General features: G+C 63.9%; 22 protein-coding genes and 1 tRNA gene. 9 read left to right on the top strand and 14 right to left on the bottom strand.

Annotated features, from left to right (window positions below; translation table 11 throughout):
- Positions 1–217: 217 nt before the first annotated feature.
- Positions 218–853: a Uma2 family endonuclease gene (locus RPC_RS21475; protein ID WP_011474693.1), complete on the bottom strand. Its 636-nt coding sequence runs from the start codon at positions 851–853 to the stop codon at positions 218–220.
- Between the two features lie 105 nt (positions 854–958).
- The gene (locus RPC_RS21480) at positions 959–1939 is read right to left on the bottom strand and encodes a magnesium transporter CorA family protein (protein WP_011474694.1); all 981 of its coding nucleotides are present in this window, start codon (positions 1937–1939) and stop codon (positions 959–961) included.
- 341 nt (positions 1940–2280) lie between these two features.
- On the opposite strand from RPC_RS21480, the gene RPC_RS21485 reads away from it, so the two are divergent.
- Positions 2281–2958 (top strand): L,D-transpeptidase, encoded by a 678-nt coding sequence (locus RPC_RS21485; protein ID WP_011474695.1) that lies wholly within the window; start codon positions 2281–2283, stop codon positions 2956–2958.
- A 52-nt stretch (positions 2959–3010) separates the two neighbouring features.
- Here the strand turns inward: RPC_RS21485 and RPC_RS21490 are convergent, their stop codons facing one another.
- Positions 3011–3988, bottom strand: a complete 978-nt coding sequence (locus RPC_RS21490) for an extensin family protein (RefSeq protein ID WP_011474696.1) — start codon at positions 3986–3988, stop codon at positions 3011–3013.
- Positions 3989–4090: 102 nt separating this feature from the next.
- Between RPC_RS21490 and RPC_RS21495 the strand changes: the two genes are divergently transcribed.
- The 3 genes from RPC_RS21495 to RPC_RS21505 all read left to right on the top strand — a co-directional run bounded on the left by RPC_RS21495 (position 4091) and on the right by RPC_RS21505 (position 7940).
- On the top strand, positions 4091–5719 hold the full coding sequence (locus tag RPC_RS21495) for a fatty-acid--CoA ligase (RefSeq protein ID WP_011474697.1): 1629 nt from the start codon (positions 4091–4093) through the stop codon (positions 5717–5719).
- 83 nt (positions 5720–5802) lie between these two features.
- The gene (locus RPC_RS21500; protein ID WP_011474698.1) at positions 5803–6966 is read left to right on the top strand and encodes an acyltransferase family protein; all 1164 of its coding nucleotides are present in this window, start codon (positions 5803–5805) and stop codon (positions 6964–6966) included.
- A gap of 131 nt (positions 6967–7097) precedes the next feature.
- Entirely contained in the window at positions 7098–7940 is an 843-nt protein-coding gene (locus RPC_RS21505; protein ID WP_011474699.1) for a DUF1499 domain-containing protein, read from the top strand.
- 173 nt (positions 7941–8113) lie between these two features.
- On the opposite strand, the gene RPC_RS21510 is transcribed toward RPC_RS21505, so the two are convergent.
- From RPC_RS21510 to RPC_RS21545, 9 genes are all read right to left on the bottom strand, one after another.
- A complete protein-coding gene (locus RPC_RS21510; RefSeq protein ID WP_011474700.1) occupies positions 8114–9040 on the bottom strand; it encodes an MBL fold metallo-hydrolase in 927 nt (308 codons plus the stop codon).
- 249 nt (positions 9041–9289) lie between these two features.
- Positions 9290–10504 (bottom strand): acyl-CoA dehydrogenase, encoded by a 1215-nt coding sequence (locus RPC_RS21515; RefSeq protein WP_011474701.1) that lies wholly within the window; start codon positions 10502–10504, stop codon positions 9290–9292.
- A 69-nt stretch (positions 10505–10573) separates the two neighbouring features.
- Positions 10574–11650 carry a 3,4-dihydroxy-2-butanone-4-phosphate synthase gene (gene ribB, locus RPC_RS21520; protein WP_011474702.1) on the bottom strand — a complete coding sequence of 359 codons (1077 nt, stop codon included), beginning with the start codon at positions 11648–11650 and terminating at the stop codon, positions 10574–10576.
- 179 nt (positions 11651–11829) lie between these two features.
- Complete coding sequence (locus RPC_RS21525) at positions 11830–14130, bottom strand: TonB-dependent receptor (RefSeq protein ID WP_011474703.1); 2301 nt, start codon at positions 14128–14130, stop codon at positions 11830–11832.
- A gap of 168 nt (positions 14131–14298) precedes the next feature.
- Positions 14299–14790 carry a hypothetical protein gene (locus RPC_RS21530; protein ID WP_049766149.1) on the bottom strand — a complete coding sequence of 164 codons (492 nt, stop codon included), beginning with the start codon at positions 14788–14790 and terminating at the stop codon, positions 14299–14301.
- Between the two features lie 344 nt (positions 14791–15134).
- Complete coding sequence (locus RPC_RS21535; RefSeq protein ID WP_011474705.1) at positions 15135–15497, bottom strand: carboxymuconolactone decarboxylase family protein; 363 nt, start codon at positions 15495–15497, stop codon at positions 15135–15137.
- Positions 15490–15636 (bottom strand): hypothetical protein, encoded by a 147-nt coding sequence (locus RPC_RS26370; protein WP_157043268.1) that lies wholly within the window; start codon positions 15634–15636, stop codon positions 15490–15492. The genes RPC_RS21535 and RPC_RS26370 overlap by 8 nt, the downstream gene beginning before the upstream one ends.
- Positions 15637–15737: 101 nt before the next feature.
- Positions 15738–15929 (bottom strand): YgaP family membrane protein, encoded by a 192-nt coding sequence (locus RPC_RS21540; protein WP_011474706.1) that lies wholly within the window; start codon positions 15927–15929, stop codon positions 15738–15740.
- Positions 15930–15997: 68 nt separating this feature from the next.
- Positions 15998–16672 (bottom strand): Crp/Fnr family transcriptional regulator, encoded by a 675-nt coding sequence (locus RPC_RS21545; RefSeq protein WP_011474707.1) that lies wholly within the window; start codon positions 16670–16672, stop codon positions 15998–16000.
- A 189-nt stretch (positions 16673–16861) separates the two neighbouring features.
- On the opposite strand from RPC_RS21545, the gene RPC_RS26375 reads away from it, so the two are divergent.
- Together RPC_RS26375 and RPC_RS21550 are read left to right on the top strand one after the other, a co-directional pair.
- Positions 16862–17005, top strand: coding sequence for a hypothetical protein (locus RPC_RS26375; protein ID WP_157043269.1), 144 nt, complete (start codon positions 16862–16864; stop codon positions 17003–17005).
- A 37-nt stretch (positions 17006–17042) separates the two neighbouring features.
- A complete protein-coding gene (locus RPC_RS21550) occupies positions 17043–18014 on the top strand; it encodes a S1C family serine protease (protein WP_011474708.1) in 972 nt (323 codons plus the stop codon).
- A gap of 183 nt (positions 18015–18197) precedes the next feature.
- On the opposite strand, the gene RPC_RS21555 is transcribed toward RPC_RS21550, so the two are convergent.
- Positions 18198–19181, bottom strand: coding sequence for an L-threonylcarbamoyladenylate synthase (locus tag RPC_RS21555; protein ID WP_011474709.1), 984 nt, complete (start codon positions 19179–19181; stop codon positions 18198–18200).
- Positions 19182–19248: 67 nt separating this feature from the next.
- Here RPC_RS21555 and RPC_RS21560 point away from each other — a divergent pair.
- Positions 19249–19325: transfer RNA gene (locus tag RPC_RS21560), tRNA-Pro, on the top strand.
- A 759-nt stretch (positions 19326–20084) separates the two neighbouring features.
- Here RPC_RS21560 and RPC_RS25705 read toward each other — a convergent pair.
- Positions 20085–20420, bottom strand: a complete 336-nt coding sequence (locus tag RPC_RS25705; RefSeq protein ID WP_415914758.1) for a very short patch repair endonuclease — start codon at positions 20418–20420, stop codon at positions 20085–20087.
- Between the two features lie 129 nt (positions 20421–20549).
- On the opposite strand from RPC_RS25705, the gene RPC_RS21565 reads away from it, so the two are divergent.
- Positions 20550–22676 carry an ATP-binding protein gene (locus tag RPC_RS21565; protein ID WP_157043270.1) on the top strand — a complete coding sequence of 709 codons (2127 nt, stop codon included), beginning with the start codon at positions 20550–20552 and terminating at the stop codon, positions 22674–22676.
- Complete coding sequence (locus tag RPC_RS25710; protein ID WP_157043351.1) at positions 22657–23778, top strand: DNA cytosine methyltransferase; 1122 nt, start codon at positions 22657–22659, stop codon at positions 23776–23778. Before RPC_RS21565 ends, RPC_RS25710 begins: the two co-directional genes overlap by 20 nt.
- Positions 23779–24013: the final 235 nt, after the last annotated feature.

A 24013-nucleotide genomic window follows, 5' to 3' on the forward strand; every position in this document is an offset into this window, starting at 1 on the left:
CGGATGAGCGCAGCGAAATCCGGGGGCTCTACTGGAGGTGCATGGGCATGGGCATCTTGCCGATAGACGAGGCGCTATTGTCTCCCGGATATCGCTGCGCTCATCCGGGCTACTCCTGCTACTACTCCTGCTACGACACCAGAAGACTGCGGCGCTTTCCGCCGCGAAACGGTGGGCACGCTTCGCTTTGCCCACCCTACAAGCTACCCGCTCCGTGCTACTTAGTTTCCCCGCCCCGTTCGCGTCGCGGCATCAGCGGCGTGCCCTCGTAAAGCGCGGCGAGCGCGCAACGGAGCCCGAATGCCGGTAGTCGCAATTCGGCTTCGGGGCCGTTGAGCAATGCCGCCCTCCAGCCGTCCTTTGACCTGATATCGACCGCAACCTCGATGCGGTCCTGCTCGACGATCAGCACCGCCTCGCACGGCGGATGGGCCCGATAGATCTCGCGCTTGACGTCGATCCAGCGGCCGCCGGTGCCCGGCACCGGCAATTCGTCGGTTTCCGAAACGATCTCGGCCAACAGATAGCAATGCTCGACAAAACGCTGACCGGCGGCGTAGTCGGCGTCGATCACGCCGACATCGGGCTCCGGGCGATAGGCAATCGAGCCAAGATCGATGCCGGGGCGCTGGGTGGCAAGCCGCGACCGATCGAAACGACCGAGTGCGTCGGTCAACAGCCATTCGAGATTGCTGGCGATCCGATTATGCGCGATCGTCGCTGGCGTCATCATCATCGGAACACCAGAAATCAGTTCCCACCGCTCGTGGTCGGGACGCCGGTCCTGAAACGCCCGGAATTCGGCGACCGACATTCCCCCGGCCAGCGCACTGTCCGAAATCGCAACTCCCATCGACGCCTCCGCGGGTTCAGAGCTGCCCCGGCCATTGCAACGCCGAAACGACGCAGCGTCCAGCGGAATTTTCCCGCGATGAAGCGGCCCCTTCGTCGCGCCCGCCTAAAGCCACTTCTTCCACTTGAACAACAGATACGGCACCACCGCGGCGCACAGCATCATGGCGAGCGCCATCGGGTAGCCGTGCTCCCATTGCAATTCCGGCATCAGCCGGAAATTCATGCCGTAGACCGAGGCGATCAGGGTGGGCGGCATCAGCACCACCGCCATCACCGAGAACAGCTTGATGATGTTGTTCTGCTCGAGGTTGACCACGCCCAGCATCGCATCCAGCACGAAGGTGATCTTGTTCGACAGATAGGAAGCGTGGTCGCTCAAGGAGCCGACGTCGCGCTGCATGGTCTTGAGCTGCGCGCGCATCTCCTTCGACCATTTGACGTCCTCGGTCTCGGCGGTGACGAAGGTGACGAGCCGGCCGATCGAGACCAGGCTTTCGCGCACCTTCGAGGTCAGATCGCCCTTGCGGCCGATCGCGATCAGGATGTCGGAATAGCGCTTGGCGTGGCCGGTGCGCAGCGAGGCGTCGGGCTCGAAAATGTCGCGGCTGACCTGGTCGATGTCGGCGCCGACCCGCTCCAGAATGTCGGCGCAGCGGTCGATCACCGCGTCGAGCAATTCCAACAGCACCATGGCGCCGTTGGTGCCCGGGGCGACGCCGCGCGCCAGCTTGTTTTCCACCAGCAGGAACGGCTTCGGCGCGTCGTAGCGCACCGTCACCAGCCGCTGGTTGGACAGGATGAAGGTGATCGGGCTGATCCGCGGCGAATTGGTGTCGGCAGCGCAGACCAGCGTCGCGGTCATGTAACGGGCGCCGTTCTCGATATAGAGCCGGCTGGAAATCTCGATCTCCTGCATGTCCTCCCGGGTCGGCACCGCCACCCCCGCCAGCCGCTCCACCGCGCGGTCCTCTTCCGGGGTCGGCTTCTCCAGGTCGATCCAGACCGCGTCGGCGGGCAGTTCGGACAGATCGGAGCCGGCGGATTTTTTCAACGCGGATTGGGACGGGGAGAAGATCGCGATCATAGCAACTCCGAGAACGGGGACGAGCTGGTCGGGCAGGAATCTTGCAGTGCGCAACTCCGCAGCTTTTGGCAAGCCCGCGACATCGGCGCCAGCCCGGCATGCCGCGGCACGATGACGGACGCGTGAACGGCGGCCGGCGAGATTCAGGTTGCTGCCTGCTAATTGATCGGAAGCCTGATTTTTTGAGACAAAATTGCCACAGCTGCGCGCCGCGTCGCGTCGACGCGATCTAAGCGCTGGAAAGACGGCGGATTTCGGCGATAATCATGGGCATGGAATCGTGGCTTTGAGGGCCTGTTTTTGGCGCGCTCCGGCGCCGGAATTCGATTGGATCGAGATAGATGGCGACTTTGGGATCGAAACTCGGATTGCTGGCCGCGGGCCTGCTGCTGTCCGGATGCGTGCAGACCACGACGTATCAAGAGACGTCGCAGAACGTCTTGAAGCCGCGCGACAAGGAATTGCTGGCCAAGGTGTCTTACGTCAAGACCCCGGTCGCCGAGCCGTTCCGCCGCGCCATCGTCGACTATCATCGCAAGGAAACGCCGGGCTCGATCGTGGTCGATTCCGACAACCATTATCTCTATCTGGTGCAGGACGGCGGCAAGGCGATCCGCTACGGCATCACGGTGGGCGAGGAAGCGATGGCGTGGTCCGGCATCGCCAAGATCGGCAACATGGCGGAGTGGCCGCCGTGGCACCCGACGCAGAGCGAAATCTCCCGGCTCGGCGTGCCGAAGTTCGTCGCCCCCGGTCCGGACAATCCGATGGGTTCTCGCGCGCTGTATCTGTATTCGGGCGGCAAGGACACCCTGTTCCGGATTCACGGCACCAACCAGCCGGAATATATCGGCGCGTCGATCTCCTCCGGCTGCATCCGGTTGACCAATGAAGACGTGATCGACCTCTACAGCCGGGTGAAGCCCGGCGCCGTGGTGGTGGTGCTGGAGCCGAAGCACGGCGACTCGCCGGTGAATTCGAAACTGGCGCTGCAGGGCAGCGGCACCGGCCCGTTCTGATCGCGAGCCCTCGCCAAGACGTCAGGCCGCAGGCCTGACGGGCTGTGAGATTTCAAAGGCGCCGGTGCTCCCGGCGCTTTTTTGTTGCCTGGGGCACGGGCTTGGCGGTCTCGGCCGGCGCCGGCTCGGCCTCCGGCTGCGGCTCGGCCTCGGCCGGCGCGGCGTCCTGCTGCGGCGCGGCCGGCGCCGCACCCTCCTCCGCCCGCACCGCGACGGCGCGCGGCGGCGCCTCCTCCGGCCGCTCCGCCGGCAACAGCGGCGCCACCACCGGCAGCGGATCCCACACGTTCCATTGACAGATCCGGTAACCGCCGCGGCGCTGCGCCAGATCGAGGTGGACGTGGTCCTCGTGGTACCAGTCCGAGCCCGGCCCCAGCACGGTGGTGAACCGCGCGCACAGCGACACCAGCACGGTCTCGCGCACCTCGCGCGAGGCGGCGCGGTCGGTCAGCGAAATCGTCGCGCCGTTGGCGAGCTTGAGGCCGCGCACGTCGATCGCGTTGGCGCGGCCGTGCTCGGAGAGTTTGGCGCCGACCACCCGGTTGCGGCCGCGGCACTCGAACGAATCGAAGTTGTCGAGATCGGCGAGTTTGCTGCCGAGCCGGGCCGCCAACGGCGCCATGTCGTCGCGGATCCAATGCGTCAGTTCGCTGGCCATCGCACAGCGCAGGATCGCCGCCGGCTTCACCGCCACGCGGCTGTGATCCGGCAGCACCACGGCTTCCAGCCGCACCAGATCCTCGCCGCCGCAGCCGCCGGCGCCGTGAATATCCGGAATCGACGGCGCGATCGCGATCTGTTCGGTGAGCGCCAGCCGGCAGGCCGAGAGCTGCGGCGCGGGCTTCGGCTCCGGCTTTGCCGCGGCCGCAGGCGGCTCGCTGTCGCCCGGCTGTTGATCGGCCTCCTCCGCCGACGGCGGCGTCGCGGCCGCGGGCGCCTCCACCGGGCGCGGCTTCGGCAACGGCACGTGGCCGTACGCCATTCCGGCATCCGGACATAACAGCAGCAGCACCGCAGCCAGCGTCAGCATGGACGCTTCGCCGCGCCTGCGAGGTCCACAAGCCCATTTGCTCAAGCCATTGTCCGCGCTAAAGTTGCTGCCAAAGGGATAACAATAAGGAGGAACGTTCGGATGCGCGGCTTGATGCAAGACTGGCCTTTGTTGTGTCATCGGATCATCGACCATGCGGCGATGATCCACGGTGAACGCGAGGTGGTCACCCGGTCTGTCGAGGGTCCCATTCACCGCACCAATTACGCCGAAATACGGCAGCGCGCGCTGAAAGTCGCGCAGCGGCTCGACCGCGACGGCATCAAGCTCGGCGACCGCGTCGCCACCATCGCCTGGAACACCTGGCGACACCTGGAAGCTTGGTACGGGATCATGGGTATCGGCGCGATCTGCCATACCGTCAACCCCCGGTTGTTTCCCGACCAGATCGCCTGGATCGTCAATCATGCCGAAGACCGCGTGATCATGACCGATCTCAGCTTCGTGCCGGTGCTGGAGAAGATCGCGGCGCAGCTGCCGAGCGTCGAGCGCTACATCATCCTGACCGACGCCGCGCATATGCCGCAGACCACGCTGAAAAACGCGGTGGCCTACGAGGACTGGATCGCCGAGGCCGACGGCGATTTCAAGTGGGCGATGTTCGACGAGAACACCGCGGCGGCGATGTGCTACACCTCGGGCACCACCGGCGATCCGAAGGGCGTGCTGTATTCGCACCGCTCCAACGTGCTGCACGCGCTGGTCGCCAACAACGGCGACGCGCTCGGCGCCACCTCGAAGGACGTCATGCTGCCGGTGGTGCCGCTGTTCCACGCCAACAGCTGGGGCATCGCGTTCTCGGCGCCGGCGATGGGCACCAAGCTGGTGATGCCGGGCGCCAAGCTCGACGGCGCCTCGGTCTACGAATTGATGGACACCGAGAAGGTGACCTACAGCGCCGGGGTGCCGACGGTGTGGCTGATGCTGCTGCAATACATGGACAAGGAAAAGCTGAAGCTGCCGCATCTGCGCGTCGTCGCCTGCGGCGGCTCGGCGATGCCGCGGGCGATGATCAAGGCGTTCTCCGACATGGGAATCGAGCCGCGCCACGCCTGGGGCATGACCGAGATGAGCCCGCTCGGCACGGTGTGCTCGCTGCAGCCGCAATTCGCCGATTTGCCGGCGGAGCAGAAGCTCGACATCCTGCAGACCCAGGGCTATCCGCCGTTCATGGTGGAGATGAAGATCACCGACGACGCCGGCAAGCGGCTGCCGTGGGACGGCAAGACCTTCGGCCGGCTCAAGGTGCGCGGCCCTTCGGTGTCCGCCGCCTATTTCCGGGTCAAGGACGAGATCCTCGACAAGGAGGGCTATTTCGACACCGGCGACGTCGCCACCATCGACAAATACGGCTACATGCGGATCACCGACCGCTCCAAGGACGTCATCAAGTCGGGCGGCGAATGGATCTCCTCGATCGATCTGGAGAACCTCGCGGTCGGCCATCCCAAGGTGGCGGAGGCCGCGGTGATCGGCGTCTATCATCCGAAGTGGGACGAGCGGCCGCTGCTGATCTGCCAGCTGAAGCCGGACCAGACCGCGACCCGCGACGAGATCCTGCACTACATGGACGGCAAGATCGCCAAATGGTGGATGCCGGACGACGTGATCTTCATCGAGGCGATCCCGCACACCGCCACCGGCAAGATCCTGAAAACCGCGTTGCGCGACCAGTTCAGCAACTACAAGCTGCCGACCGCGGCGGCGTGAGGCGCGCATCGCGGATGTTGTTGACTCTCCCCACGCGCGGGGAGAGTTTCGCTGCGCTTTTCCCTGGCCCCGGAGCGCGTGCAATGGACGGCGTCGCGCCCGTCGTTCCCATCCCCCACAACAGCCAGCTCGAAGCCCGTACCCGCGGCTTCGACGCGCTGCGCGGCAGCTTGACGCTGCTGGTGCTGTTTCACCATGCCGCCATCACCTACGGTGCCCCCGGCGGCTGGTTCTATCGCGAGATCTCGCCCAACGACTCGCCTTCCTCGCAGCTCTTGATGCTGTTCGTGACGGTGAACCAATCCTACTTCATGGGCGTGTTTTTCCTGCTGGCCGGGTATTTCACCCCCGGCGCGCTGCGGCACAAGGGAGCGCGGCGCTTTGTCCGCGACCGGCTGTGGCGGCTCGGGCTTCCGCTGTTGGTATTCGGCGTGCTGCTCGGCCCGCTCACCGTGGCGCTGGCGTGGACCAGCAAGGGCTGGCCGGTGCTGCCGAGCCTGATTTCGATCTGGCGCAGCGGGACTTTCATCCCAGGGCCGCTGTGGTTCGCCGAAGCGCTGTTGCTGTTCGGCTTTGCGGCGGTGCTGTGGCATCTGCTGCTGCGCCGCCGCAGCGGCGCGGTTGCGGTCAGCAAAGCGTTTCCTTCAAACAGAACGCTCGCGATCGCCGCCATCGCCACCGGCGCGACCTCCTTCGCGATCCGGCTGTGGTGGCCGGTCGGCACCGCCTTCGCCGGCCTGCAATTCGGTTACTTCGCCGGCTACGCGGTGCTGTTCGCCGCCGGCTGCATCGCCGCCGAGCAGCGCTGGCTGGAGCGGATTCCGCCAGAAAGCGTTCGGCTGTGGTCGCGCGTGACGCTGCTCTGCCTGCCGATCCTGCCCGCCGTCGTCTATCTCGGTGCCGCCGTTCCCGCGCTTCAGGAATCGCCCGAGGGCGGCCTCAATCCGCTCGCCATGCTCTATGCATTCTGGGAGCCGCTGGTCGCCTGGGGCATCATGCTGTGGCTGCTGACGGTCTATCAGCGGCGTTTTCCAAGGCTCGACGGGCTGTGGCGATCGCTGGCTGCGCGGGCCTATACGATCTACATCATCCATCCGCCGGTGCTGGTCGGTGTGGCCCTGGCGTGGCGCGAGACGGCGGCGCCGCTGCTGGTGAAATTCGCCATCACCGGGCTTGTGAGCTGCGCCATCTGCTTTTCCTCGGCCGGGCTGATCCTGCGCATTCCAGGTGCCCGCCGGATCCTGTGAGGGCCTCGGCCGAGGCCGGCAAATCTCTTGGCATTGCACCCTTGAATTTCACCCCCGAGCATGGTCTCAAACGGGCCTGACGACCGTCGGCCCTCGGCGGCCGCGCCTCCCAACCGGCAGACATTCAGCCCATGGCCCGCAGGTTTTCCGCGCCGTATCAGACGGAGCCGGTGTCCAGTCTCGCGCTGTGGGCGCGGCGGCTGGCGGTGTTTTCCGTGGTCGCCACGCTGACCTCGATCGGCATCGTGCGGTTCGGCTTTCTCGAGGTGAAGCCGGCGCTGGCGACGTTCTTCGCAGCACTCGGCATCGCCGGGCTGTCGATCCTGGTGGCGCTGGCCGGCTTCGTGGCGATCTGGCAGAACGGCTCGCGCGGCATGGGCATGATCCTGCTGGCGCTGACGCTCGACGTCGCGATCCTGGCCTATCCGGGCTATCTCGGGCTGCAATATCGCCGGCTGCCGCCGCTCCACGACATCACCACCGACCCGATCGATCCGCCGAAATTCGAGGCGTTGGCGCGGCTCAGAGTCGGCGACGGCACCAACACCGCGGTCTATGCCGGGCTGTACTCCGCCGAACAGCAACGCGCGGCCTGGCCGGAGATCGAAACCGTGCAGCTCGATGTGCCGGTGCAGAAGGCCTACGACGTCACGCTGGAATTGATCACCAAGCGCAAATGGCGGATCGTCGACGCCCGCGCGCCGCAGCCGCCGCGCCGCGAAGGCAAGATCGAGGCGGTGGCGCGCACGCTGATCATGGGGTTTCGCGAGGACGTCGCGATCCGCGTGTTGCCCGACGGCGACGGCTCGCGGGTCGATATCCGCTCCTCGTCGCGCTATTTCGAAAGCGACCTCGGCAGCAACGCCGCGCGCGTCACGAAATTGATCGACGACATCAACACCGCCGCCGACAACGCAGCACTCGCCAAGAAGCCGGCGGAGCCGGCCAAGGGCGCGGTGAAGGGGAAGAAGTAGGGAAGGGCGAATGGCGAATGGCGAATGGCGAATGGCGAATGGCGAATGGAACGCCGGCCGCAGAGCCACCGCAAGGCCCTTTTTGCGACGGGCGTGTCGATAGCACGACGCCTCGAACTAAAATGAAGACGTCCTTCGCTATTCGCTATTCGCCACTCACTATTCGCCCCCCGCTACTCCCTCCCCGCCAACCGATAGCTGCCACCGATCAAGGGGTCGCCGTCGGTCGCCACCACGCCGCGGCCGACCAAATCTTCCAGATGCGCCAGCACCGAATAGCTGGCGGCGCCGGTGAGCCGCGGGTCGATGCCGATATAGACCGCGCGCACCAAAGTCGGGATGTCGGCCTCGCCCTTGTGCAGCCGATGCAGGATCGATTCCTCGCGGGCCTGGCGATGCCTAATCAGAAAGCGGACGTAGCGCGGGCCTTGCGCGATCGCCTCGCCGTGGCCGGAGAAATACAATTGCTCCGGGCGCGCCGCGAGTTTTTCCAGCGACGCCATGTAGTCCGGCATCGCGCCGTCCGGCGGCGCCACGATCGAGGTCGACCAGCCCATCACGTGATCGCCGACGAAACAGGCGTCCCGCTCGCGCCAGGCAAACGCCAGATGATTGGCGGTGTGGCCCGGCGTCGCCACCGCCTCGAGCGCCCAACCATTGCCTTCGACCACGTCGCCGTCGCGCAGCATGACGTCCGGACAAAAGTCGCGGTCGGCGCCGGACTCAGTGATGACGGATTCGCTGTCGTAATACGGCCGCGAGGCGCGGTGCGCGCCCTCGGCATAGACCGTGGCGCCGGTCGCCATCTTCAAGCGCGGGGTGTTCGGCGAATGGTCCTTGTGGGTGTGGGTGACGATGATGTGGCTGACGGTCTCGCCCTTCACCGCGTCGAGCAGCGCCTGCGCGTGCGCCTCATTGTCCGGGCCGGGGTCGATGATGGCGACGCGCCCGCGGCCGACGATGTAGCTCACCGTGCCGGTGAAGGTGAACGGCGAGGGATTGTTGCAGAGGATTCTGCGCAGCCCGGGGACCGGCTCGTCGACCACGCCGGGCTGCAGCACAAAGTCGCGGTTGAACGGGACGTCGTCATTGTCGCTCATAGCGGGGCCTGTGTCACGGGTTCGACCACAACCAAGTTCGTCATTCCGGGGCGCGAGCCGCTTGGCGAGCGAGCCCGGAATCCATAACCACCGCGGGGAGTATGGATTCCGGGCCTGCCCCCCGGCCGGCTTCGCCGACCGGGATGCATCCCGGAATGACGATCTTGAAAACGGCCAAGCAATTCTCTGGTGCGGTCCCGGCCCTGCGACGCCGCGCAAGCGCGCGGCATCGCGTCCGGGACACGCGCGTCAGCTGAACGCCTGGATCCCGGTGATGGCGCGGCCGAGGATCAGCGCGTGGACGTCGTGGGTGCCCTCGTAGGTGTTCACCGTCTCCAGGTTCTGGGCGTGGCGCATCACGTGGTATTCGATCTGGATGCCGTTGCCGCCGTGCATGTCGCGCGCCATCCGGGCGATGTCGAGCGCCTTGCCGCAATTGTTGCGCTTGACGATCGAGATCATCTCCGGCGCCATCTTGCCTTCGTCCATCAGCCGGCCGACGCGTAAGCTGCCCTGCAGCCCGAGCGCGATCTCGGTCTGCATGTCGGCGAGCTTCTTCTGCACCAATTGCGTCGCGGCCAGCGGCCGGTTGAACTGCTTGCGATCCAGCGTGTATTGCCGGGCGCGCGCCATGCAGTCCTCGGCGGCGCCCATCACCCCCCAGGAAATACCGTAGCGGGCGCGGTTGAGGCAGCCGAACGGGCCTTTCAGCCCGGCGACGTTGGGCAGCAGCGCCTCTTCGCCGACCACCACGCCGTCCATCACGATCTCGCCGGTGATCGAGGCACGCAACGACAGCTTACCGCCGATCTTCGGCGCCGACAGCCCCTTCATGCCCTTCTCGAGGATGAAGCCGCGGATCTGGTTGTTGTGCTCGGGCGACTTCGCCCACACCACGAACACGTCGGCGATCGGCGCATTGGAAATCCACATCTTGGTGCCGGTCAGCCGGTAGCCGTCGGAGACCTTCTCGGCGCGAGTCTTCATGCCGCCGGGGTCGGAGCCGGCGTCGGGCTCGGTCAGGCCGAAGCAGCCGACCCACTCGCCGGAGGCGAGCTTGGGCAGATATTTCTTGCGCTGGTTCTCGTCGCCATAGGCGTAGATCGGATGCATCACCAGCGAGGACTGCACGCTATTCATCGAGCGATAGCCCGAGTCCACCCGCTCGATCTCGCGCGCCACCAGCCCATAAGCCACGTAGCTGGCATTGGCACAGCCGTACTCCTCCGGCAGCGTGATGCCGATCAGTCCGAGTTCTCCCATCTCGTGGAATATCTCGCGATCGGTGCGCTCTTCCAGATAGGCCGAGGCGACGCGCGGCATCAGCTTGTCCTGCGCGTAGGCGCGCGCGGTGTCGCGGATCATGCGCTCGTCTTCGGTGAGCTGGTCTTCCAACAGGAACGGATCGTCCCACTGGAAATTCACCGGAGCCGGCTTGTCCTTGGACTGCGGACGAACGCTCATCGAAATTCCTTTCACAAGGCTACGCTCCCGAAGAGGAAATGCGGCAGCGGCAGGTTAGTTGCTCGCAAACTAGCCTTCAAGCCGCTCGTTGGAGACGATCTCGATGCCGAACCCCGACAGCCCCTTGTAGTCGTGCTGCGACGACGTCAGGTGGCGGATCGAGGAGACGCCTAGGTCGCGCAGGATCTGCGCGCCGACGCCGATCTCGCGCCATTGCTTGTGGCGGTCGGCCTCGGCGGATTGCGGCTCGTCGATCGGCTCGACCGGCACGCCGGCGGCGCCGTCGCGCAGATAGACCAGCACGCCGGAGCCGTTCTGCTTGAAATGATCCAGCACCGCCTGCATCCGCCGCGGCCCGGAGAACATCTCTTTCAGGATGTTCGGCTTGTGGAACCGGGTCAGCACGTTCTTACCGTCGCCGATCCCCTTGTAGACCAACGCGATGTGGGCGATGGATTCGAACGGCGAGCGGTAGGCATAGCCCTGCATCGGCCCGATCGGGGTCTCCATGGTGAAGCTGGAGACCCGCTCGATCAGCTTCTCGCGGGCCTGGCGATGCGCGATCAGGTCGGCGATGGTGACGTGCTTGATGTTGTGCAAGGCGGCGAATTTGACGACCTGCTCGCCCTTCATCACGGTGCCGTCGTCGTTCATCAATTCCGAAATGACGCCGACCGCCGGCAGCCCGGCGAGCTTGCACAGATCGACCGCGGCCTCGGTATGGCCGGAGCGCAGCAGCACGCCGCCCTCGCGGGCGATCAGCGGGAAGATGTGGCCGGGGCGGGAAAAATCATTGGCGCCGGCGTTCGGATTGGCCAGCGCCCGGCAGCACGAGGCGCGTTCGTCGGCGGAAATGCCGGTGCCGTTGTCCGGCTTGTAGTCGATCGACACCGTGAAGGCGGTGGTGTGGTTGGAATCGTTGTTCGACACCATCGGATCAAGCCGCAGCCGGCGGGCGTCCTCCACGGTGATCGGCGCGCAGACGATGCCGGAGGTGTGGCGGATGATGAAGGCCATCTTCTCGGCGGTGCAGAACGAGGCCGCGACGATCAGATCGCCCTCGCCTTCGCGGTCGTCGTCGTCGGTGACGACGACGATTTCGCCGCTGGAAAAGGCTTGCAGAACTTCCTGAATCGGATGGGCCATCGTTGGTTTTGCTCCTCTTTGCGGAGCAATAGCCGGACTCGCCGAACGGCGCCAGTCTCAATGTCCCGAGCGCCGATCGGCCGCCCGACGGCCATTCCGCCCCGCGAACGGCGAGGCGACGCCGTCGCGCCGGCCGAGATTTTCCCGGTGCGGCGCGACGGCGAGCGTGCTGCTGTCGCTCAGAATTTAACGGTCAGCCTTGCGTTGAGCGAACGCCCCGGCCCCGCCACGTTGTAGCCGTAGGCCGTCGACGAGCCCATCATCGACACCACCTTGTAATCCACCAGATCGGCGCCGCCGAGCGGCAGGTAGTAGTTGGTGTTGAACAGGTTGTCGACGCCGAGATCGAGCCGCACCGCGTCCCACTGATAGCCGGTGCGTAGATTGACCAGCGCGTAGGCCGGCGTGGTCAACTCGTTGTGAACCTGGCTGACGTCGTCCTTGGCGCCGACCAGTTGCAGCTCGATGCTGTTATTCCAATTGCCGAGCGTGTGATCGAGCGCCAGCTTCGCGTTGATCGGCATCACGTGGTAGAGGTTGACGCCGTCGGTGCGCTCGCCGCGGACGTAGCCGAGCTGGCCGCGCAACACGCCGCGGCCGTACACCGGGCCGTCCCAGACCTGCAGCTTGCCGTCGAGATTGACGCCGTACAGATAGGCGTCGTGATTGGCGAACTGCAGGAACACGAAGTTGTTGGTCTTGGTCAGATTGGCCGCGGTACAGGCCGACGAGCCGCCGCGCACCGCGCAGCGGTCGACGTCGATGTAGTCCTGCACGTAGCTGTAATACGGCGTGACCCGGACCTCCCAGAACTTCTGCGCCGGATCGTGCCAGGCCGCGGTGAAGCTCGCGGTGTGGGCCTTTTCCGGCACCAGATCGAGATTGCCGAGATAGCCGTTGCCGTCGCCGAACCAGCCGATCATCTTCATCGCCATCGCAGCCGACGACCAGGCATAGCGCTCGTACAGATTGGGCGAGCGGGTCTTGCGGGCCAAACCCAGTTCGAACTGGCTGGTCAGGCCCGGCTCGTAGCGCAGCAGCGCCGAGCCGTCGAAATTGACGTCGGTCTTGGCGTGATCGCGGGCGTTGAACAGCGCGGCGTCGGTGCCGTACATCGCCATCGCGTTGTAGCCCTGGACGTCGCCGGTGTCGCTCCACACCACGTCGTTGCGCAGGCCGACCAGCGTGGTCCATTCGCGGTCCCAATGCCGCTCCCACTCGACGAACGTGCCGAGCCTGGAGCGATGGCCGTTGTTGATGTTGACGAAGGTGTTGGGGCCCATCATGCCGGCGGTCTTGGTCACCGGATCCCACCAGTCGTCGAGCTGGTTGTGATAGAATTCGTTGCCGACCCGCAGCAGATCGTGGCCGGACACCGCGAAGCTGGCCTTCAACTTGTAGCCGATATCGCTCGCCTTGGTGTCCATCGGCATCGATCCGGTCTTGTCCGGCGCGATGAAGCCCATGGTGTGCTGCACCTGGTGATAGAAGGCCGAGGCCTCGAACTGGCCCCAGTCGAACACGCCCTCGTAGCGGCCGTTGATGAAGGCACTCTGGTTGTAGACCATGTCCATGTATTGGTTGACGTAGCCCTGATACGGGATGAACTGGCCGCCGACCTGCACGGTGAACAGGTTTCCGAAGGTTTGCTTCGAGATGCTGAGCGCGTGGTTCTGGATTTCGTACAGCGTCGATTTGATCCTGGTGCCGTCGCCGGCCTTGTAGTCGGAGGCCTTGGCCCAGCCGCCGGTGTAGGTGACGCTGGTGTCGGCGTTGGCGACCGTGGCGATGGCGTCGACGCCGTAGCCGTTGCCGTTGCTGCGGAAGAAGCCCGATACCTGGCCGGTGGTCAGCCAGCCCGGGCCCTTGGCGAACAACGGCGGCGCGGTGGTGACATCGACCTTGGCGCCGATGTAATCGCCGCCGACGCTGACCGGGGCGACGCCGAGATAGGCCCGCATGTTGGCGATCATGGTCGGATTGACGAACGACAACGGCGGATTCATCTCGTTCGGGCAGGCCGGGCTGATCAGCATCGAGTTGATCGCCACCTGGACGCGGTCGGCGCCGACGCCGTTGATCGCCGGCAGGCTGGAGACGCCGCCGGCGCCCCAGGCCGCACCGCCCGGGATATCGGCGATCAAGGACGCCGAGTCGCTGGTGGAGAGGCTGCGCGAGGTCGCCGTGGCGGCGGAAATCGTCGTGGTGTCGGCCGGGACCACCGGGCCTTCCGAGATCGGCGCGGGCTCAGGCGCGACGACGGCGCGGCGCGGCGCGGCGGACCGCTGCGCCTGTCGATTGGGCTTCGGCTTGGCGCCTTCGACCACGATGGTCGGCATCGAGACGGCGTTCTGCGCCGCGGCGGGCACGGTGGTCACCGCTAGCAAACCGCTGGACAGCAGCACGGCGAAACCGGGCGACAGGATGGCACTGGTCGTGAGCAAAGCGCGGCGAGTGCCGGCGGGTGAGCTGGACAGCATGATGAGGAACCAGGGGAGTTTGCAGGCGCGCCACAGCGCGTCACGGCCCGCGGGACGATGGTTTTTTGCGAAACTGCCCCACCAGCAAGGCGGGTCGGCTTCGCGCGGCGGCGATCAACGACCGAAGCCACGCGGCCGCGAGCGGCACATCGGCGTGGCGTTCGGGAGTTAGATCGCGGCGGGTGGCCCGCGGGCGGAATGCGCGGCGGCGGGTGCCGCGCGCGGCACCGCGGCGGACAGCCGCCAGGTCGGCGCGGCGTCGACGAAATTCGGCAGCGGGCCGATCGCCGGCAACGGCACCGGCGGCGCCAGGCTGTGGCCGATCACGCAGCCGATGCATTTGATGTGCGGCGCGACGCCGTGATCGCCGGAATCGGCGGGCGGGTGCGCAAATCCTGAATCGCACAGCGCCGACAGCGCCAGGGCGTCGGGCTGCTCGGCGCCGGCCACAGGTGCCGCCAACGCCAGCGTGGTCTGAAAGATCAGCGCGAAGGCGGTGAACCAGATCAGCGCCAGGCGGGCGGCGTGGCGGAGCGCGGCGGCGGATAAAGCGGCCGGTGCGGCGAGCGGGCGCAGCCGATCGAATCCAGCGACGCGCCGCGAGCCGGTGCGGCGCGTGCCGTTACGATCCTGCTGGCATTGCCGCCGCGTCGTGTTCAATCCCGCCCCCTGCCAATCGCCGGCGCCCCGAGACATCCTAATGGGATGTTAACGCGGGCAGCAATCCACCATCCCCCGGACGGTTTCAAGGGGACCGCGGCAGAACAGAATGGAATGCTTTTAAGGTGGGGACGAAGAGGCGCTAATTGCGGGACACAGTCGAGCTTAAGGTGATGCTGTCATTCCGGGGCGCGAGCCGCGCCAGCGGCGAGCGAGCCCGGAATCTTGCGGTCAGGCGGCCGCCCTCGCCGTGCGGCGAGATTCCGGGTTCGCTCGAGCTTCGCTCTCGCGCCCCGGAATGACGCACTTTTGGTTGCAAAGCGCATCCACGACTGTGTCACCAGCTACTCCGCCGCGGCGGCTTTTCGCTGCGCGAACTGGTCGAACGCCTCGACCGCCTGCGCCGCATACATCACGCTGGGGCCGGCGCCCATGTAGATCGCCATGCCCATGGTTTCCATCACCTCGTCGCGGCTGGCGCCGTGCTTCACCGCAGCTTCGGCGTGAAAGCCGATGCAGCCGTCGCAGCGGGTGGCGACCGCGATCGCCAGCGCGATCAATTCCTTGGTCTTGGTGTCGAGCGCGTTGGCTTTCAGCGCCGCCTGGGCGATGGCCGCAAAGCCCTTCATCACCTCGGGCGCGCCGCCGCGCACTTCCTTGAGTGCGACCGAGAGTTCGCCGGTCACATCGATCCAGTTCTTATGCATGCAAGTGTTCCTGACAAAAGGTGACGATCGTGTTCAGCCATACCAGAATGTCGCCGCTTTCGGCGCCGTGTCCCGGACGCGGTGCAGCGCGCAGCGCTGCGTCGTAAGCCGGGACCGTTACGACGGCAACATCGGTCACGGCCCCGGCTCCGCAGCGCACCACGCCGCAAGAGCGGCGCGCTGTGCTGCGTCCGGGGCACGCTCGATTGGAGCGCTGGCCCGAGTGGCGGGCGGCAGTGCTCAGACCTTCTTCGCCGGGCAGGTGTTGAGACCGAACAGCGTGTAGGCCGGGCAGAAGCCCAGCGCGGCGGTGAGCAGCGGCACCACGCCGATCCAGGCCCAGATCGGTCCGCCGGTCAGCGCCCAGCCGATCAACGCCAGGCCGACAATGGCGCGCAGCGCGCGATCGATCATTCCAACATTCGTGCTCATGATTTCCTCCTGATTGAGAACCAATGCAGCAAAGATAGGATGCAGCGCGGCCGCGGTCTGTGATCAAGTCACCGTGCCGGCTGCGCCGCGGCGCGCAGCGGGGCGGCGTTGCGCAATTCCACCCGGCCGCGGCCGAGGCTGACCCAGCCGCGCTTCTCGAAGCACTTCAGCTGCCGGCTGACCACCTCGCGGGCGCTGCCGATTTCGGCGGCGAGCTGCTGGTGGGTGATCGAGACGTCGCGCCCGTTGGCGGCCAGCGCCAACAGCCGCGCCGCCAGCCGCGACTCGATCGATTCGAACGCGACCTGCTGGATCACCCGCATCAGATCCGCCATCCGCGCCGCCTGGGCGTTGAATACGAAGCTGCGAAACCGCGCCGAGCGCCCGATCAGATCGTGAAAGGTCGCCGCCGGCAGCCCGATCGCGTGCACCGGCGTCTCGGTGACCGCGAAGGCGCTGTAGGCGGTGTCGGCGAGCAGTGCCAGCGTGGTCAGGATGCACATGCTGCCGGGACCGAGCCGGTACAGCACGATCTCGTTGCCGTCGGCGTCGAGCTGATAGACCCGCACCTGGCCTTCGCACACCATGATGAAATAGCCGCACGGCTGCTCCGGCGCGAACACCGTGGCGCCGGCCGGCAGCTGCATCGCCACCGCGCCGCCGATCAGCGGCGCGCTCTCGCTCGGCGCCAAATCCGCCAGCGGCGGAAAACGCTGCAACCAGTCGAGGTCTGACAGATCCATTCGCAACGGCCGATTTCTTCAAATCCCCGCACCCGCCGCACGGCGCCACGGGGCGCATCACCGTGCGATTCAGGCGGCGGAACGCCGCCGGAGTCAAGCCGCGCCGGCCGGCCCCCGCCGCGGCGCCGCAATGTTGGGCGCGACGTTCCATCAAGCGTTTGTTATCCTGTGCGAAACGGACCACTCTCAATGGCGGACGGGCGAATGGGCAATGGGTTGCGACGATGGTTGGAGGCCCACGATCTGCTGGCGATCGTGATCGGCGTGCTGGGCGCGATTTCGCTGCTCGCCACGCTATTGGTCGTCGGCGGCTACCTGCTGGTAACGCGCTGAACGACGACTATCTTTAAGTCGAAGTGGGAGAGCCGCGATGCCATCATTGACCGCATGGAAAGTCCCCGCCTCGGCGCAGCCGCGCGCCGAGGATTACAGCTTCGACCTCGACCACGTGCTGACTTCGGTGGTCGGCCTGCATTCGATCATCCCCGGTGACGCCTTCACCGCCGACACGCTCGGCGTCGAACGCGCCGGCAACGGCGTGGTGATCGATCACGGCCTGGTGCTGACCATCGGCTATCTGATCACCGAGGCGGAGACGGTGTGGCTGCATCTCGGCGACGGCCGCATCGTCGAGGGCCACGCGCTCGGCTTCGACCAGGATTCCGGCTTCGGCCTGGTGCAGGCGCTGGGCGAGCTCGATATCGATCCGATGCCGATCGGCAGTTCGGCGGCGGCCTCGGTCGGCGACCGCGTGGTGGTCGGCGGCGTCGGCGGCCGCGAACGCTCGGTCGCGGCGCAGATCGCCGCCAAGCAGACCTTCGCGGGCTATTGGGAATATCTGCTGGACGAGGCGATCTTCACCGCGCCGGCGCATCCGAACTGGGGCGGCGCGGCGATGATCTCGGAGGCCGGCGAATTGATCGGGATCGGCTCGCTGCAGATCGAGCGCGAGCATTCCGGCCGCGACGAACATCTCAACATGATCGTGCCGATCGACCTGCTGAAGCCGATCCTGGAGGATCTGCGCAAATTCGGCCGGGTCAACGTCGCCCCACGGCCCTGGCTCGGGCTGTATTCCGCCGAGATCGAGGACAAGATCGTGGTGGTGGGGATCGCGCCGAAGGGCCCGGCGGCGCGCGCCGAACTGAAGACCGGCGACGTCATCCTGGCGGTGCGCGGCGAGAAGGTGTCGAGTTCGGAGGAATTCTATCGCAAATATTGGGCGCTCGGCACCGCGGGCGTCGACGTGCCGCTGACGCTGTACCGCGGCGGCGATACTTTCGATGTCGAACTGGTGTCCTCGGACCGCAACAAGTTTTTGAAGAAACCGCGGATGCATTAGCAAAGTCGTCATTCCGGATTGCGAGTTCGTCAGAACGAGCAAGTCCGGAATCCATAACCCCTGCGGTGATTATGGATTCCGGGCTCGCTCGCAGCTTCGCTGCTCGCGCCCCGGAATGACGGGCGACGATGGGGGCACGCATCGCTCGACACAAAACATCGTCGGTGTCGGTCTCGCCGCGCGCTACTCCCGCGGCAGCGCGGCGCGGCGCAGGCGGTCGTTGATGGCTTCGCCGAGCCCATGCCGCGGCACCGGCATCACCGCGATGCCGCTGGCGCCCTTGGCGTCGAGCGCGCGCAGATAACCGAACAGATTGGCGGCGGCTTCCGCCAAATCGCCCTGCTCCGACAGGTTCATCACCACGGTCGTCGCATCGACGCCCGGCAACGCTGCCGCGCCGAACGCCAGCAGCGCCTCGCCGGGCTCGACATGCGTCGCTTCCAGCCGCACTTTCGTCCGCGGCGCGTAATGCGAGGCCAACATGCCGGGCGCCAGCGGCCGCGTCGGATCGGCGGCCACGGGCTGCGCCAACGCGCGGCCGAGCACGGCCTCGATCTTTTCGCGCGGCAGACCACCGGGCCGCAGCAGTACCGGCTGGTCGAAACACGCAACAATCGTCGATTCGACGCCGACCGACACCGGCCCGCCATTGACGATCAGCTGGATGCGGCCGTCGAGGTCGACATGCACATGCGCCGCCGTGGTCGGCGAGACGTGGCCGGAGCGATTCGCCGACGGCGCCACCACCGCGCCGCCGAAGCCGCGCAGAATAGCTTGCGCCACCGGATGAAGCGGCACCCGAATCGCAACGGTGTCGAGTCCGGCGGTGGCGAGATCGGCCACCGGGCAATGCTCGGCCTTCGGCACCACCAGGGTCAGCGGCCCCGGCCAGAACGAAGCGGCGAGCCGCCGGGCATCGCCGTCGAATCGGCCGATCCGCTCCGCCGCCGCCAGATCCGCCACATGGGCGATCAACGGATTGAACGACGGCCGGCCCTTGGCCTGATACAGCCGCGCGATCGCCGCCGCATTGCCCGCGTCGCAGCCGAGCCCGTAGACCGTCTCGGTCGGAAACGCCACCAAGCCGCCGTCCCGCAGGCATTTCACGGCTTTCGCCACGCCATCTTCGCCGGCGGCGACGATCGGCGTCGCAAGGTCCAGTTTCATCTAAATTCCAATCCTCAATTCGCCTCCTTGCGGAGTGCGAAACCCTTGGCTATAAGCCGGCCATTGTCGGAGTGTGGCTCAGCCCGGTAGAGCACTGCGTTCGGGACGCAGGGGTCGCAGGTTCGAATCCTGCCACTCCGACCAATATTTCATTACGCTTTTGCCTTCTATTGCGAGCGTGCTCAAGGCTACCACCGTTTCGACCACCCAACCGCTCCGAGTTTTTGTCGCAATAGCGATTGCGGCGGTCTGCATCTAATCGGGATGGTGGTGGCCGCAATTCTCCTGAAGCACCTCGACGACATTCCTAGGAAACCAGCAGCTTCCAAGAGCGGCGCGCCGCGCGGCATGAGCCACGTGGCCGCTGTTTGACGCAATGTGTGCGGACTTACCTCGCCGGGCAATCCCGCGAGGCGCACGCCGCTCGCGAAGCCTTTCTTAACCGAACCGATTGGCTTTCCATTGTACAACACTAAACATTGGGCAATCAGATTTCGACGTTTCCACCGTCGCATGTGAGCCAAAAGCCGAGGTGGTATTGAAGCGGGCGTCTGGCGTTTCTTTGTGCGCCTTTCGTCCGATCGCCTGGCGAAAACGATTCCACGTTCGAGATCGACGTATGAAAGCCATGCAACACCAAGGCCAAATGATCGCCTTCGCGCGAAAATTTCGCCGCAGGACTCCGAGAGGCGGGCGTCGATCGCTCCGGGCTGTTGCTGGCGAGCTTGCCCGAAATGGCTACGTTAGTCAGGCAGGAAACCCCTTTACTGCAATAGCCGTCGCCCGCATGCTCGGCCAGTTGTGAGCGAACGGGAAACGACGCCGTTGTTGAGATCCGCTATCAGTTTATCAATTCCAACAGAGAAGCAACATTCTCATATGGTCACTACGCGCCACTCCTGGCTATTCAATGACGTCTGCAGCAGCGGTATCACGGCCGATTGTTCGAGATATTTTTGCTTCCAAAAATTGGACATTGCTTGACGGGAGGCGTCGGCGACGACACGAATGACCATGCCAATAACAGCCATGCACAAAAATTTCCGTCCGGTAGCCGGGCAGAATCAAGTCCGGATGTCCAGGAAGATTGGATCGATGAAGTCTGAAGCGATAACCCGCTGCGTGAAGTGCCCTTCGAACAGCGATCTCGGGCTTTGTATTCTTGTTGTTGACTGCCGCCATGATCCGAGATCGGACCGCAGGAGAAACGTTGTCTGTCATGGGCGCGCCTCCGCTCATTTAGCTCGCAAACGACATTCGAGCACGGGCGGCAACCAAGCAGGCTGTTGTCATAGGCACCTCCAGCGACTTCCACGCCTGGTTACATATCACTAAGATCGCTACAGGCAAGCGATCAAGGAGGTGGGCGTGCAAAACAACTATACTATGAAAATATCGCGACTGACGGTCGATAAGCTCGGCGTCAAGTTGTATGACCGCGCCTCAGCAGTTATTGCCGAACTCGTTTCCAACTCATACGACGCAGACGCCACTGAAGTGCGGATCAGTGCACCGATGGGCCAATACCTTGCTTCAAAGGCCGGCGGTCAGATCATTGACAAAGGTTTTGAGATCATCGTGCAAGACAATGGTCTTGGTATGGACCCTAGGGGCATGCAGGAGTTCTTTCTCGTCGTTGGCAGCGACCGACGCTTAGACGCAAAGCGCGGAGACACCTCCAAACTGTATGGCCGAAAAGTCATGGGCAGGAAAGGAGTCGGCAAGCTTGCGCCGTTCGGTATCTGCAAAACCTTGGAAGTGATTAGCTCAGGCGGCGAGAAGGTTGTTCGTCGCCAAGCAGGAGGCAATACCGAGACGGGATATCTCACATCGCATATTTTACTCGACTACGACGACATCGTTGGCGACGACGACGGCGACTACCAACCGACCGTGGGATCGCTGGACAATAGCGTTCAGCCCTCTCGCGGAACCACGATTAAACTGTCTCGGTTTAGCTATCGACGAGTTCCCGAAATCGAGCATCTCTCCCGCCAAGTCGCTCAGCGATTTGGTATTCGGTCAGACAAATGGAAGGTGCTGCTTCGAGATTCCACGATGACGGATGGCGCCAATGGCTCCGAAGTCAGCGTTGGAGAGTTCGACATAAATGTCATGGAAGGCACTCGTATAGAGTTCATGGGGCCCGACGGGCCGACAGTCTCAACGGTTTCGGCTGATGGTTATCAGGCGCGAACACCGATCGGCGATCTTATAACAAGTTTCAACGCGGGCTTCTCGCACGACGGAAGATTTTACCCTGTCAAAGGGTGGGTTGCATATGCGCGCGAATCTTATCGCGACGATCTCATGGCTGGAGTTCGTATTTATTGTCGTCACAAGATTGCAGCCCAAACGGCTTTGTTCAATCGAGGGGCAGGTTTTCACGGAGAGCACAGCGTCCGCTCATACTTCATCGGCGAGTTATCGTGCGACTGGCTTGATGAATACGAAGATCTCATCCAGACGGATCGCCGCGACATTTTATGGTCGCATGATTTAGGACAAGCATTTCAAGAATGGGGGCAATCGCTCGTTCTGGAAGTGGGAAAGCGTGCCCGCGACCCCATGCGGAAGAAAACCCGCGAAGTCTTTCGGGAAGTTGGTCGAGTTGAAGAGCGAGTGAACGCCGCTTTTCCCCGCCCAGAGCAACGAGATCTCCGTGAGAAGGCCACCGAGATTGCGGAGATGCTCGGCAAGAGTTTGCGTGAAGATGAAGTGGGGGATTTCGATATTGTCGGACCACTCGTAACGCTCAGTATTGATCTCGCTCCTCACATAAGCCTTGAGCGGAAACTTCGTGAGGCCGCGGAAGCGGAGAATACACCAGCGGCAGTCATCGGCAGCATTCTGCGAACGGCGCATCTTGCGGAGTTGCATTCTTTCGGCCGCATCGCTTACGATCGGGTTCGCGTCATTGAACGCTTGAAGTCTCTGAAAGACGATCCAAAAACTGTTGAGGAGGAGCTTCAAGAACTCATTGAAAATGCTCCTTGGCTTATCAATCCAGAGTGGGCACCAATCACAGCCAACCAGGCCCTCAGAACGCTCAAGATCGAATTCGAAGAATACTATCGTCTGCGAACTGGGCAGTCGATCACGCTCAGGGATTTTGCGGAAACGCAGAAGCGGCCTGACTTTGTTGCGTTTGCCGTCGGTCAACAGTTGGAGGTCGTGGAAATCAAGCGCCCGTTCCACAAGCTCATGAATGACGAGATGGAGCGAATTAATCGATACTACACCGAAATGCGCGATTTTCTGGACGATCCCGGACACGCGGCGTTCAAGAAGGAATTTCAAGATTTCAGGATAACTCTTGTGTGCGACGGGCTATCGCTGAGCGGCATGGCCAAGACGGCGTTCGAAGGTATCACTAAGGAGGGGCGCCTTGAGCATGTGAAATGGCGCGATTTTTTGCTGCGGACCGAAATGAGTCATAAACAATTCCTCGAAGAAGCCGAAAGACAGAAACGTGATGCGGCGCAAAGAGACTAATGCGGGGCTGCCCGGCGCCCAATTGGTGGCCATTGACCTATTTTCCGGTGGAGGGGCTCTTACTCTCGGATTGAAAACCGCGGGCTTTCGAGTGGTCTCCGCTGTTGAGGTCGAACAACATGCATTCGCGACTTACAAGGCCAATCATCCGGAGGTGTTTGCCTACAAACAGGATGTCCGCACCGTCGATGGCCAAAGTCTATCGATGCATGCTCCTCGCAGGAAAATTGACTTGTTGGCGGGATGCCCGCCTTGTCAGGGCTTTACGAGCCTGACATCGAAGTGGCGACGTCAAGACCCCCGAAACAACCTCGTGCGTGAGATGTCTCGCCTCGTACAGGAAATTCGACCGCGGGCTGTAATGATGGAGAACGTTCCTCGGCTTGCTTCGACAGGGCGGGATTTGTTGGATGGTTTTATCGTCGATCTCAAGAAGGCAGGTTACCGGGTCGCATGGGACGTGCTGCAGGTCGCAGATTATGGCACGCCGCAAGCTCGAAAACGCTTAGTACTACTCGCGGGCAGGGGCTTTGATATCGACTTGCCACCGGCGACACATTCTTCGACTAGCGGGTTCGACCTCCCACCCTGGAAGACAGTCCGGGACACAATTGGGGGACTTCCACCCCCCTCCGATTTTGTCGATGTCCGGCACACGATGGGCAATCGCGTGGCTGATTGGCATGTAGTGCGGAAGCTCTCGCCCGAGAACCAAAAGCGCATCAAACGCGCGAAGCCCGGAGCAAGCTGGCAATCTATCCCGGAAGCGTTGAGACCGAATTGTCATCGGGGTGGCTATGTTGGTTTCGGTAATGTGTACGGACGCATGAGTTGGGATGAAGTGAGTCCTACGATCACGGCCGGTTGCGCCACGTTCAGCAAAGGACGATTTGGCCATCCAGAGGCACACCGGACGATATCGATCCGAGAGGCCGCGCTACTTCAAGAGATTCCGGATTATTACCTTATAGACACACCGCATATCGACCAGGCCTGCAGCATAATCGGCAACGCATTGCCTTGTGGGTTTGCAGCGGTTATGGCGCGGCATGCGGCGCAAACTATCCAATCTCATTTCCTCCCACGTCGACAGAGTAACTGAGTAACCGTCGCCCTTGAACTTCGGATGCCCCTCAAACGAACAAGGACCGCTCAAGAGCAATTCTAAGCCCGAAGGCTTGGTGGGGGCTTGGGACAAAGGAAGAACGACAGACGCCCTCCAATTGGCTTGAGCGGGATTCCGGATTTTTGGATATTGGCGCGAACCAGCGGCTAACCAACGAAATGGGGTGAACAGACCGGGACAATCATCCTCGACAGTGTCAGCACCTGCAAAT

This window comes from Rhodopseudomonas palustris BisB18, assembly GCF_000013745.1.
In the GTDB taxonomy this organism is placed as follows: domain Bacteria; phylum Pseudomonadota; class Alphaproteobacteria; order Rhizobiales; family Xanthobacteraceae; genus Rhodopseudomonas_A; species Rhodopseudomonas_A palustris_F.